The sequence below is a fragment of the Pantoea sp. E956-1 genome (genome assembly GCF_982223955.1).
This window is the reverse complement of the sequence record NZ_CEUYZP010000016.1, coordinates 1-12,727: the sequence shown is the minus strand read 5'-3', so window position 1 is coordinate 12,727 and position 12,727 is coordinate 1. Positions and strand designations below refer to the sequence as shown.

Here is a 12,727-nt window from a genome sequence, read left to right as displayed (position 1 = left end):
CCATGACCAATCCATTGATTATCAAGCTGGGCGGTGTGTTGTTAGACAGCGAAGAAGCGCTGGCCCGCCTGTTTGAAGCGCTGCTGACCTACCGCAGCGCCCATCAGCGCCCGCTGATCATTGTCCACGGCGGCGGTTGCCTGGTGGATGAACTGATGAAAAAGCTGGCGCTGCCGGTGAAGAAGAAAAATGGCCTGCGTGTCACACCAGCCGATCAGATTGACATTATTACCGGTGCGCTGGCGGGAACCGCGAATAAAACGCTGCTGGCCTGGGCAAAAAAATCGGGCATTAACGCGGTGGGCCTCTGCCTGGGTGATGCGGGCATCGTGAACGTCACACCTTTCGATGAAGAACTCGGCCATGTTGGCCACGCAATGCCGGGCGATCCGGCATTGCTGAACACCCTGCTGGCGGCTGGTTATATGCCGGTGGTGAGCTCAATTGGTATTACTGACAGCGGCGAACTGATGAACGTTAACGCTGACCAGGCGGCGACCGCACTGGCCTCGACGCTGGGCGCTGATCTGGTCCTGTTGTCAGACGTCAGTGGTATTCTCGACGGCAAAGGTCAGCGCATCGAAGAGATGACCGCCGACAAAGCTGAGCAGCTGATTACCCAGGGCATTATTACCGACGGCATGATTGTGAAAGTGCACGCTGCGCTTGATGCGGCGCGTACTCTGGGCCGTCCGGTGGATATTGCCAGCTGGCGTCATGCTGAGCGGCTACCTGACCTGTTTAACGGCGTGTCGATTGGCACCCGGATTCTCGCTTAACGACTCTGATTCAAGGATTACGAAATGCAAACGCAAAACATCAAAAAAATCGTTCTGGCTTACTCCGGTGGTCTTGATACTTCGGCCATCATTCCATGGCTGAAAGAGAACTACGGCGGCTGTGAAGTCGTCGCTTTTGTCGCGGATATCGGTCAGGAGCGCGGCGATCTGGAAGGTGTAGAGAAGAAAGCCCTGCAGTCCGGCGCATCTGAATGCCACGTGGTTGACCTGCGTGAAGAGTTCATCAGCGACTATGTCTATCCGGTGCTGCAGACTGGCGCCCTCTATGAAGGCACCTATCTGCTGGGCACTTCAATGGCGCGTCCTATCATCGCTAAAGCCCAGGTTGAGCTGGCGCTGAAAGTGGGTGCGGATGCGCTGTGTCACGGCGCAACCGGTAAAGGGAATGACCAGGTGCGTTTCGAAACCACCTACACCGCGCTGGCACCGCAGCTGAAAGTGGTGGCCCCGTGGCGTGAATGGAACCTGCGTTCACGTGAAGCGCTGCTGGACTACCTGAAAGAGCGCAACATTCCGACCACCGCGTCACTGGAGAAAATCTACAGCCGCGACGAGAATGCCTGGCACATCTCTACCGAAGGTGGCGTGCTGGAAAGCCCGGCCAATGCACCAAATAAAGATTGCTGGGTCTGGACTGTCGATCCGCTGGAAGCGCCTGACCAGCCTGAAGAAGTGACCGTGACCGTGGAAAAAGGTCGGGTTGTGGCGGTTAACGGCGAAAAACTGAGTCCGTTCCAGTGCCTGGAAAAACTTAACGTGCTGGGCGCAAAACATGGCGTCGGCCGTATCGATATCGTTGAGAACCGTCTGGTAGGGATTAAATCCCGCGGCTGCTACGAAACCCCTGGCGGCACCATCATGGTCAATGCGCTGCGTGCGGTTGAGCAGCTGGTGCTGGATCGCGATAGCTTCAAATGGCGTGAGCAGCTCGGCCATGAGATGTCCTATGTGGTTTATGACGGTCGCTGGTTCGCCCCGCTGCGTAAATCGATTCAGGCCGCTGCCGAATCGCTGGCGGAAGAGGTTAACGGTGAAGTGGTGCTGCAGCTCTACAAAGGCCAGGCAACAGCCACCCAGAAGCGTTCCGCGAACAGCCTCTACTCGGAAGAGTTCGCCACCTTTGGTGAAGATGAAGTGTACGATCACCGTCATGCGGGCGGCTTTATCCGTCTGTTCTCGCTCTCTTCGCGTATCCGCGCCCTGAACGAGCAGAAGAAGTAATTTTCAGGCGAGGTGCGCCTCGCCTCACAGTTTCATTTCAGGGGCGGCATTTATGCCGCCTCTTGTTTAACGATTCAGAGGAGTTTTCACATGGCACTTTGGGGTGGACGGTTTACTCAGGCAGCGGATCAACGTTTTAAACAGTTCAATGACTCGCTGCGCTTCGATTACCGCCTGGCAGAGCAGGACATTATTGGCTCTGTTGCCTGGTCCAAAGCGCTGGTGACGGTAAATGTTCTGACTCAGGATGAGCAGCAGCAGCTGGAAGCGGCCCTGAATACGTTACTGGATGAAGTCCGTGAGAATCCTGAGCAGATTCTGCAGAGCGACGCCGAAGATATCCACAGCTGGGTTGAAGGCCAGCTGATCGACAAGGTGGGTGCGCTGGGTAAAAAACTGCACACCGGCCGGAGCCGTAACGATCAGGTCGCGACCGATCTCAAGCTGTGGTGCAAGGTGCAGATTGAGGCACTGCTGGGTGCCACCCGTGATCTGCAGCAGGCGCTGTTGGTCACCGCCGAAGCCAATCAGGATGCGGTGATGCCGGGCTACACGCATCTGCAGCGTGCGCAGCCGGTGACGTTTGCGCACTGGTGCCTGGCCTACGTTGAAATGCTGGCGCGTGACGAGAGTCGTCTGCAGGATACGCTGAAGCGGCTCGATGTCAGCCCGCTGGGCTGTGGCGCACTGGCCGGTACCGCGTATGAGATCGATCGTCAGCAACTGGCAGGCTGGCTGGGCTTTGCGTCTGCCACGCGCAACAGTCTGGATACCGTATCAGACCGCGATCATGTGCTGGAGCTGCTCTCTGATGCTGCCATCGGCATGGTGCATCTGTCGCGCTTCGCCGAAGATATGATCTTCTTCAACACCGGTGAAGCGGGCTTTATCGAGCTGTCAGATAAAGTGACCTCCGGCTCATCGCTGATGCCGCAGAAAAAAAACCCGGATGCGCTGGAGCTGATTCGTGGCAAGTGTGGCCGGGTGCAGGGCGCGCTGACCGGCATGATGATGACGCTGAAAGGTCTGCCGCTGGCCTACAACAAAGATATGCAGGAAGACAAAGAGGGGCTGTTTGACGCGCTCGACACCTGGCTCGACTGTCTGCATATGTCAGTACTGGTGCTGGATGGCCTGCAGGTTAAACGTCCGCGCTGCCAGGAAGCGGCTGAACAGGGTTACGCAAACTCCACTGAACTGGCTGACTATCTGGTCGCTAAAGGCGTGCCGTTCCGTGAAGCTCACCATATCGTTGGCGAAGTGGTGGTGGCCGCTATCGGTCAGGGTGTGGCGCTGGAAGCGCTGTCGCTGGCACAGCTGCAGGAGTTCAGTGCGGTGATTGGCGAGGATGTCTATCCGATTCTGGCGCTGCAATCCTGTCTGGATAAGCGTAATGCGCAGGGCGGCGTTTCGCCACAGCAGGTTGCGCGTGCCATCGGTGACGCAAAGCAGCGTCTGGCGTAATCAACAGGCAAAAAAAAGCGGGCATATTAAATGCCCGCCAACCTCTAGCTTCAGAATTACTCATTTTTATAGGCACATCATCAAAGTGCCAGCTCTCCCGGCTGACACTCAGATTCTCTTACGCTGACAGCAAATATTGCTGCAGATCATCGCTGCCGCCAATGTGACGACCCCCCATGAAGATCTGCGGTACCGTCGCCCGGCCTGAAACGGCGCGCAGACTCACGGTTGTTGCATCCTGTCCCAGAACAATCTCTTCGTACTGAATACCATGATCCATCAGCATCTGTTTTGCCTGGGTGCAGAAGGTGCAGCCAGGTTTGGTGAAGATCGAGACCGACTCCTGTGCTTTACACTCGGGCGCCAGATAGCGCAGCATGGTGTCGGCATCTGAAACCTCAAATGGGTCGCCCGGCTTATTTGGCTCAACAAACATTTTCTCTACCACGCCGTTACGCACCAGCATCGAGTAGCGCCATGAACGTGGGCCAAAGCCGAGATCGGCTTTCTCAACCAGCATCTCCATGCCACGGGTAAACTCGCCGTTGCCATCAGGGATAAAGGTAATATTGTCTGCGCGCTGTTCTGCTTTCCAGGCGTTCATCACAAACGTGTCATTCACCGAGACGCACAGAATGCTGTCCACACCCTGCCGGGCAAACAGACCCGCTAATTCGTTGTAACGCGGCAGATGGCTGGAGGAGCAGGTCGGTGTGAATGCCCCCGGCAGTGAAAAAACGATGACCGTTTTGTCTTTAAACAGCGCTTCAGTGGTGACATCGACCCAGCGATCGCCCTGACGTGTGTGAAAAGTCACTGACGGAATAGCTTTACCTTCCTGACTTGCAAACATTTTTTTCTCCTGACATACCGCGTTCCGTTTGATGCGCGCATTATTCCTGACCACCCTTGATAGGGCCAATCGTTCATTGCTATTCTATCTATCGCCACGGGCTATCGTGGTCTGGAGGGTAATAATGAATATTCGTGATCTTGAATATCTGGTTTCGCTTGCTGAACACCGTCATTTCCGCCGTGCCGCGGATGCGTGTCATGTCAGTCAGCCGACGTTAAGCGGGCAGATCCGTAAGCTGGAAGATGAGCTGGGTGTGATGCTGCTGGAGCGCACCAGCCGTAAGGTACTGTTCACCCAGGCAGGTTTGCTGCTGGTGGATCAGGCGCGAACGGTGCTGCGTGAAGTGAAAGTGCTGAAAGAGATGGCCAGTCAGCAAGGTGAAGCGATGTCAGGCCCGCTGCATATCGGCCTCATCCCAACCACCGCGCCTTACTTATTGCCACAAATTATCCCGACGTTGCACCAGACATTCCCGAAACTGGAGATGTATCTGCACGAAGCGCAGACGCAGCAACTGCTGGCACAGCTCGATAGCGGTAAGCTGGACTGCGCGATTATCGCGCTGGTCAAAGAGAGCCAGGCCTTTATCGAAGTGCCGTTGTTTGATGAGCCGATGAAGCTGGCAGTCTATGCCGATCATCCGTGGTGCGATCGTGATCGGGTGCCCATGTCTGATCTGGCAGGCGAGAAATTGCTGATGCTGGAAGATGGGCACTGTCTGCGTGACCAGGCGATGGGGTTCTGCTTTGAGGCGGGTGCCGATGAAGATACCCATTTTCGCGCGACCAGTCTTGAGACGCTGCGTAATATGGTGGCGGCAGGCAGCGGGATTACGCTGCTACCGGCGCTGGCAGTTCCACCGGAGCGTATCCGCGACGGCGTCTGCTACCTGACCTGTTACAAACCGGTACCACAGCGCACGATTGCGCTGGTCTATCGTCCGGGTTCACCTCTGCGCAGCCGTTATGAACAGCTGGCAGAGGCGATTAAAACCCATATGCAGCACTATTTCGATGCCGCGTTAAAACAGGCGGTTTAAGCCGTTTAACGCCGCAACGCGATAGGCTTCGGCCATGGTCGGATAGTTAAAGGTGGTATTCACGAAATACTCAATCGTGTTGCCACCATTTTTCTGCTCCATGATGGCCTGACCGATGTGAATAATCTCGGCGGCACGTTCACCAAAGCAGTGAATTCCCAGAATCTCTTTGGTCTCCCGATGGAACAGAATCTTCAGGCTGCCAACGTTCATGCCAACGATCTGCGCTCGCGCCAGATGTTTGAACTGCGCGCGGCCCACTTCGTAAGGCACCTTCATTGCCGTCAGCTGCTGCTCGGTTTTACCCACGGAGCTGATTTCCGGAATGGTGTAAATCCCGGTTGGGATATCTTCAATCAGGTGCGCTGACGCTTCCCCTTTGATAATCGCCTGAGCGGCAATACGGCCCTGATCGTAGGCGGCTGAAGCCAGGCTTGGATAGCCAATCACGTCACCGACGGCATAAATGTGCGGCTGAGCCGTCTGATACATGCTGTTCACTTTCAGCAGGCCACGACCATCCGCTTCCAGACCCACATTTTCCAGCGACAGTGAATCGGTGTTGCCGGTACGGCCGTTGGCGTAAAGCAGACAGTCGGCTTTCACTTTCTTACCCGACTTCAGATGCATGATGACGCCATCTTCCACCCCTTCGATCTTCTCAAACTCTTCGTTGTGACGAATCACCACACCGCTGTTCCAGAAGTGGTAAGAGAGAGAGTCAGACATCTCCTGATCAAGAAACGCCAGCAGGCGATCGCGGGTGTTAATCAGGTCAACTTTGACGTTCAGTCCACGGAAAATCGACGCATATTCACAGCCAATCACGCCCGCGCCATAAATAATGACGTGGCCCGGTTCGTGGTGCAGATTGAGAATAGAGTCGGAGTCATAAACGCGTGGATGAGTAAAGTCGACATTGTCAGGATGGTAAGGTCGTGAACCACAGGCGATAACAAACTTCTCTGCCGTCAGCGTTTCACGCGTGCCATCCGGTTGCTCAATCTCAATGGTATTGGCATCAACAAAATGCGCATCGCCCTGATAAAGTTCACAACGGTTACGCTCGTAGAAGCCCTGACGCATGGCTGTCTGCTGGCTGATCACGTTTTCAGTGTGATTGAGAATGTCGGCAAAAGAGGAGCGAAGCAGTCGGGTATGATCGCTGTAGAGCGGATTTTGGTTGAATTCAATAATGCGACTGACGGCGTGGCGAAGGGCTTTAGAAGGGATGGTGCCCCAGTGCGTACAACCGCCGCCGATGTTGTGGTAGCGTTCAATCACAGCGATGCGCGCTCCCTGTTTTACCAGCCCCATCGCCGCCCCTTCACCGCCGGGCCCTGAGCCAATCACAATGGCATCGTAATCGTAAGACTTTTGCATACCGATACGTCCTATTATTTATACATTTTTACAACGAGATTCTAACATCTCGTCGCGCACTTCTGAATTCTATCAGCGATTTTCATCACATTTTGACAAAGAGTGAGGTTCACAGGCGGTGGCAAAGATTGCCAATCTGTACGCTGAAAATTTTGTTATAGTGCCTGCTTAACACCGCTAAAGGCAGAGAGAATGGGCGTCAGAGCGCAACAAAAAGAACGTACACGACGTACACTGATTGAAGCAGCGTTCAGTCAGCTCAGCGCCGAGCGCAGTTTTGCCAGTCTGAGTTTACGGGAGGTTGCCCGTGAAGCCGGGATTGCACCTACCTCCTTTTATCGTCATTTCAAGGATGTTGATGAGCTTGGCCTGACGATGGTAGATGAAAGCGGGCTGATGCTGCGACAGCTGATGCGCCAAGCGCGCCAGCGTATTGCCAAAGGCGGCAGTATCATCAAAACGTCGGTGGCGACCTTTATGGAGTTCATCGGCAACAACCCCAACGCTTTCCGCCTGTTACTGCGTGAACGTTCCGGCACTTCTGCCGCTTTTCGTGCCGCCGTGGCGCGTGAAATTCAGCACTTTATCGCTGAACTGGCCGATTATCTTGAGGTCGAAAATCGTATGCCGCGTAGTTTTACCGAAGCGCAGGCTGAAGCGATGGTGACCATTGTTTTCAGCGCCGGTGCAGAAGCACTGGATGTTGATGCTGAGCAGCGACGTAAGCTTGAGGATCGGCTGGTGCTACAGCTGCGTATGATCGCCAAAGGCGCCTATTACTGGTACCGCCGGGAGCAAGAGCGACTGGCGGCCACCCTGGAAAAACCCGAAGAGCAATGAGTAAGGATCAGTCCATGACCCACCCAGGTACTCGCGATAAAAGCACACTGGTACTGGCTTTTATTACCGGCTTAGCGATTAACGGCTCGTTTTCTGTGCTGTTCAGCGCCTTTGTTCCCTTTTCGATTTTTCCGCTGATTGCGCTGGGTCTGGCGGCCTGGTGTCTGCATCAGCGTTATCTCAACACCAATATGCCGGACGGTATGCCAGGACTGGCAGCGGCGTTTTTCCTGCTGGGGATTCTGGTTTATAGCGCGCTGGTGCGGGCAGAATACCCGGACATTGGCTCCAACTTCGTTCCCACCGTTCTGATGGTAGCGCTGGTGTTCTGGATTGCGACGCGTTTTAAGCGCAAGCGTAATCAGTAGTGATAAAAAAAACGGGAACCTCAGGGTTCCCGTTTTTGTTTTTTTGATGGCGTCTGACCCGATTAGCTGTCAGACCGAGCCAGCACAGGAAACACGGTCAGATCGGAAAGACGCAAAAACCGCCTTCCATGGCGCGGGACGCTTTCCTCCTCTGCCCATGTTCCCTGAGCTTTAAAATGATGCGTTGCGGCTGACCTCGCCCTTGGCCAGCACGGTATCAACAATTTCAAAACGGGAACCTCAGGGTTCCCATTTTTATTTACGCTTTACGTGTCAGCAGGACACCGCATTCCATATGGTGGGTATAGGGGAACTGATCAAACAGCGCCAGCCGCGTCACGTCGTGCGTTTCCGCCAGTGTCTGCAGATTGTCGCTCAGGGTCTGCGGATTGCAGGAGATATAAAGGATACGGGGATACACCTGCACCATTTTCACCGTCTCTTCATCCAGTCCGCTGCGCGGCGGATCGACAAAAATGGTCTCGCATTCGTAGCTGGTCAGGTCAATTCCTTCCAGACGATTAAAGCTGCGCACGCCATTCATCGCCTGGGTAAATTCTTCTGCCGCCATACGAATGATCTGCACATTATCAATCTGATTCACGGCAATGTTGTATTGTGCTGATGCAACAGAGGGCTTGGCAATCTCAGTCGCCAGAACGCGGCGGAAATTGCGTGCCAGCGCCAGCGAGAAGTTGCCATTACCGCAGTAGAGTTCCAGCAGGTCGCCCTGTGAATCCTGCGTCACATCCAGCGCCCACTCCAGCATCTGAATATTCATCGCCGCATTAGGCTGGGTAAAACTGTTTTCGACCTGACGATAGATAATCTCGCGACCTGCCACCGGCAGACACTCATCAACGTAGTCGCGATCCAGACAGATTTTAGTCTTGGTGGCGCGACCAATCAGCTGCACATCCAGCCCTTCCGCGCGAAGCTGGTCACGCAGCGCCGCGGCTGCCTGCTGCCACTCATCATCCAGTTTACGGTGATAGAGCAGCGAAATTACAATCTGATTGCTCAGGGTCGACAGATAGTCGATCTGGAACAGTTTATGACGCAGGGTACGGTTATCACGGATCGCCGTGATCATCTTTGGCATCAGCTGATTGATCAGCTGGCTGGCCGCCGGGAACTGATCAACACGGATCCGCTGGCGTGTCTGCTGATCAAAAATGATGTGATAGATATCATCGCCGTCGTGCCACAGGCGGAATTCAGCACGCATCCGATAGTGGCTGACCGGTGAACGGAACACCTCCACGTCGGGCGCAGCAAACGGCGTCATCATCGTCTCTAAACGACTGACTTTTTCCGCCAGCTGTGCGTCATAGTCTTCAATGGGGAGATGTTCGGGTGTCATGAGCAATCCTGATTAATAGCTTACCAGCGGGCGATTGTAGGCATTCACTTGCTGATGTCCAGTCCTGCAGCGAGAAGATATTTGGCAGTCTGGACTTCCGTATATCCACTCCGTAGACTGCAGACGCCGGCCTCAAGCCCGAGTTAATAGGGAATCCAGTGTGAATCTGGAGCTGACGCGCAGCGGTAAGGAATGTCGTGATGAGTGCAATTGCAGACACTGTCCTGTGGGATGGGAAGTCATCATCACTTATGGTTCCCAGCCCGAAGACCTGCCGGTGTAACGTCGCTACTCGTACAATCATCGCGTGCTATTGATTGTCGGCCTGCGGCATCCTGCTTCGTCTTATGGATGCGATAAAAATGACAAAAAAAACTGTTTCGCTGTTCGCTCTGAGCGCAACGGCGATTTCTCTCTGGGCGCAATACGGTTTTGCTCAGGGGAGTGATGATACGCAAATAGTGACCGCCAACCGTTTTGCTGAACCTGTTTCAGGAGTGCTGGCACCCACCACCGTTGTCACACGTGATGAGATTGATCGCTGGCAGGCCAAAAGCCTGACGGATGTGATGCGCCGCCTGCCGGGTGTCGATGTCGCGCAAAGTGGCGGGTTAGGACAGCAGAGTTCGCTGTTTATCCGGGGCACCGAATCGAGACATGTACTTATCCTGATTGATGGTATCCGGCTTAATCAGGCGGGCATCACCGGTTCGTCTGACCTCAGCCAGATCCCGCTGTCACTGGTGCAGCGCATCGAATATATTCGCGGCGCGCGTTCTGCAGTCTACGGTTCCGATGCGATTGGCGGCGTGGTGAATATCATCACGGGCCGATCGCAACCGGGCACCACGCTGACGGCGGGCGTCGGGTCCAACGGCTATCAATCCTACGACGGCTCAACCCAGCAGATGCTGGGCGATGCAACAAAACTCACCCTGGCAGGCAACTACACCTATACCAAAGGGTATGACGTGGTGGCGGGTTATCCCAATGACTACGGCCCGGCGCAGCACAACCGCGACGGCTTCATGAGCAAAACCCTGTATGGCAACCTTGAACATCAGTTCAGCGATGAACTCAGTGGTTTTGTGCGCGGCTACGGGTTTGATAACCGCACCGCCTACGACGGTTCATACACCTACGATAATAATTCCACTATTATCGGGCTGGCGGATACCCGCCAGCTCTACAGCCAGACCTGGGACACCGGGTTACGCTTCAATCGTGACTTCTACTCTACCCAGCTCATCGCCAGTTATGGCCATACCAAAGACATCAACTACGATCCGCGCAATGGCCGCTACGGTGCTGCGTCCACCTTTGATGATGTCACCCAGTACAATCTGCAGTGGGGCAACACCGTGCAGGTGGGGCAGGGGGCGATCAGCGCGGGTGTCGACTGGCAGAAAGAGACGACCGAGCCGGGCACGAACTATTTGTCAGAGGGTTATGAGCAGCGTAATACCGGTCTCTACCTGACTGGCCAGCAGCAGTTTGGCAGCGTCACCCTTGAAGGTGCGGTACGCGGTGACGACAACAATCAGTTTGGCTGGCATAACACCTGGCAGACGGCGGCCTCATGGGAGTTTATCTCCGGCTACCGCGCGTTCGCTTCTTATGGCACCGCCTTTAAAGCGCCTAATCTGTCACAGGTTTACAGCACGTTTTATGGCAATCGCGACCTCGATCCTGAAAAAAGTAAGCAGTGGGAAGGGGGTTTTGAAGGGCTGAGCGGACCGGTGAACTGGCGCGTGTCGGGCTATCGCAACGACATTGATAATCTGATTGATAGCGATCCGGCGACTTTCCGTTACTACAACATTAAGCAGGCTCGTATTAAAGGCGTTGAAGCGACCGCAGGATTCGACACCGGGCCGCTGGCGCATCAGCTCTCTTATGATTATGTCGACGCGCGGGATGGCAGCACCGATCAGCCGCTCGTACGCCGGGCTAAGCAGCAGGTGAAATACCAGCTCGACTGGACGCTGTATGAGTTTGACTGGTCAGTCACCTACCATTATCTGGGTGACCGTTATGATACAGACTTTAACAGCTCTCCCAGCCGGCGCGTGAAGTTAGGTGGCGTCAGCCTGTGGGATCTCGCTGTCTCATATCCGGTCACTTCACAACTCACGGTTCGTGGTAGAATTGCCAACCTGTTCGATAAAGATTACGAGACAGTGTATGGCTATCAGACACCAGGACGAGAGTATTACCTCAGCGGCAGCTACAACTTCTGATTTGCGTCCCACCGTGCTGGTGTTTGATTCCGGCGTCGGTGGGCTTTCTGTCTATGATGAGGTCCGTCAGCTGTTGCCGGATCTTCATTATCTTTACGCCTTCGATAACGCTGGCTTCCCTTACGGTGAGAAAAGCGAGACCTTCATTGTGGATCGGGTGGTCGCTATCGTTGAGGCCATAACCCGCAGCTATCCTCTCTCGTTAGTCATCATCGCCTGTAATACGGCCAGCACCGTTTCGTTGCCCGCTTTACGTGAACGTTTTGCCTTTCCTGTTGTGGGGGTGGTTCCGGCGATTAAACCGGCCGCGCGCCTGACGCGAAATGGCGTAGTGGGCTTGCTGGCGACACGTGCTACGGTTCGCCGTCCTTATACCCATGAGCTGGTGTCGCAGTTTGCCGGTTCCTGCAAGATAGAGATGCTGGGATCAGCGGAGCTGGTGGAGCTGGCCGAAGCGAAGCTCCATGGTGAGGACGTGGCACTGGATGAGGTGCGCCGTATTGTTCAGCCGTGGCTGCGGATGGCGGAACCACCGGACACGGTCGTTTTAGGCTGTACGCACTTTCCTTTACTGCGCGAAGAGTTGCAGCAGGTGTTACCGGAAGGGACGCGTCTGATTGATTCCGGTGCGGCAATTGCACGACGCACAGCCTGGCTGCTGGAGCATGAAGCACCTGAAGTGCATTCATCGCAGCAGAGCGTTGCATTTTGTACGGAGCTGGATGGCGAAGCGGTACAATTATCACCCGTTTTACGGCGTTATGGCTTCCCGTTGCTGGAAAAACTGGCGCTTTAGCGGCTTTTAGCTGAAAAAATCAGCACTCGGAATTTTATTTGAAATTAGCACTTGTCACCCTCCGAGAACTCCCTATAATGCGCCTCCACTGACACGGCACAACGGCTTACGAAGCGCCGGGTTGAGTAGGTTCGAAATCATACGAACCAGTGAGTTAAGCGAAAATAAATGCTTGACTGACAATGCGGAAAGCGTAATATACGCAGCCCGCGCCGCAGTAAATCGCGGCATGCTCTTTAACAATTTATCAGACAATCTGTGTGGGCACTCGCAGGATTGATATCAGCGTCTCCGGACGTAAAAAATATCAAGCCTCACGAGTGAACACATAATGAAATTCATTATGACGTTTTACAG

11 protein-coding genes and 1 riboswitch are annotated in these 12,727 nt (G+C 54.6%); of the genes, 8 read left to right on the top strand and 3 right to left on the bottom strand.

Annotated elements, in window-relative coordinates:
* The first annotated feature begins 2 nt into the window (after positions 1-2).
* From argB to argH, 3 genes are all read left to right on the top strand, one after another.
* Positions 3-779 (top strand): acetylglutamate kinase, encoded by a 777-nt coding sequence (argB, locus tag AC0T7J_RS24055; RefSeq protein ID WP_323169657.1) that lies wholly within the window; start codon positions 3-5, stop codon positions 777-779.
* Positions 780-803: 24 nt separating this feature from the next.
* The gene (locus tag AC0T7J_RS24050; protein ID WP_022624925.1) at positions 804-2,021 is read left to right on the top strand and encodes an argininosuccinate synthase; all 1,218 of its coding nucleotides are present in this window, start codon (positions 804-806) and stop codon (positions 2,019-2,021) included.
* Positions 2,022-2,111: 90 nt separating this feature from the next.
* Positions 2,112-3,485: an argininosuccinate lyase gene (gene argH, locus AC0T7J_RS24045; RefSeq protein ID WP_473798026.1), complete on the top strand. Its 1,374-nt coding sequence runs from the start codon at positions 2,112-2,114 to the stop codon at positions 3,483-3,485.
* A 118-nt stretch (positions 3,486-3,603) separates the two neighbouring features.
* Here the strand turns inward: argH and AC0T7J_RS24040 are convergent, their stop codons facing one another.
* Positions 3,604-4,338 (bottom strand): glutathione peroxidase, encoded by a 735-nt coding sequence (locus AC0T7J_RS24040; protein ID WP_473798023.1) that lies wholly within the window; start codon positions 4,336-4,338, stop codon positions 3,604-3,606.
* Between the two features lie 124 nt (positions 4,339-4,462).
* Between AC0T7J_RS24040 and oxyR the strand changes: the two genes are divergently transcribed.
* Positions 4,463-5,380 carry a DNA-binding transcriptional regulator OxyR gene (oxyR, locus tag AC0T7J_RS24035; RefSeq protein ID WP_010258132.1) on the top strand — a complete coding sequence of 306 codons (918 nt, stop codon included), beginning with the start codon at positions 4,463-4,465 and terminating at the stop codon, positions 5,378-5,380.
* On the opposite strand, the gene sthA is transcribed toward oxyR, so the two are convergent.
* Positions 5,363-6,763 (bottom strand): Si-specific NAD(P)(+) transhydrogenase, encoded by a 1,401-nt coding sequence (gene sthA, locus AC0T7J_RS24030; protein WP_010258130.1) that lies wholly within the window; start codon positions 6,761-6,763, stop codon positions 5,363-5,365. The two genes, oxyR and sthA, sit on opposite strands and share 18 nt — an antisense overlap.
* A gap of 192 nt (positions 6,764-6,955) precedes the next feature.
* On the opposite strand from sthA, the gene fabR reads away from it, so the two are divergent.
* Positions 6,956-7,603 (top strand): HTH-type transcriptional repressor FabR, encoded by a 648-nt coding sequence (gene fabR, locus AC0T7J_RS24025; protein ID WP_473798019.1) that lies wholly within the window; start codon positions 6,956-6,958, stop codon positions 7,601-7,603.
* Between the two features lie 14 nt (positions 7,604-7,617).
* Complete coding sequence (locus AC0T7J_RS24020) at positions 7,618-7,971, top strand: YijD family membrane protein (RefSeq protein WP_010258126.1); 354 nt, start codon at positions 7,618-7,620, stop codon at positions 7,969-7,971.
* A 259-nt stretch (positions 7,972-8,230) separates the two neighbouring features.
* Here AC0T7J_RS24020 and trmA read toward each other — a convergent pair whose 3' ends face one another.
* Positions 8,231-9,334, bottom strand: a complete 1,104-nt coding sequence (trmA, locus tag AC0T7J_RS24015) for a tRNA (uridine(54)-C5)-methyltransferase TrmA (protein WP_473798016.1) — start codon at positions 9,332-9,334, stop codon at positions 8,231-8,233.
* A gap of 110 nt (positions 9,335-9,444) precedes the next feature.
* Positions 9,445-9,627, top strand: a riboswitch (cobalamin riboswitch).
* Positions 9,628-9,696: 69 nt separating this feature from the next.
* Between trmA and btuB the strand changes: the two genes are divergently transcribed.
* Positions 9,697-11,574 carry a TonB-dependent vitamin B12 receptor BtuB gene (btuB, locus tag AC0T7J_RS24010; protein ID WP_473798013.1) on the top strand — a complete coding sequence of 626 codons (1,878 nt, stop codon included), beginning with the start codon at positions 9,697-9,699 and terminating at the stop codon, positions 11,572-11,574.
* Positions 11,519-12,370 carry a glutamate racemase gene (murI, locus tag AC0T7J_RS24005; RefSeq protein ID WP_473798011.1) on the top strand — a complete coding sequence of 284 codons (852 nt, stop codon included), beginning with the start codon at positions 11,519-11,521 and terminating at the stop codon, positions 12,368-12,370. Before btuB ends, murI begins: the two co-directional genes overlap by 56 nt.
* Positions 12,371-12,727: the final 357 nt, after the last annotated feature.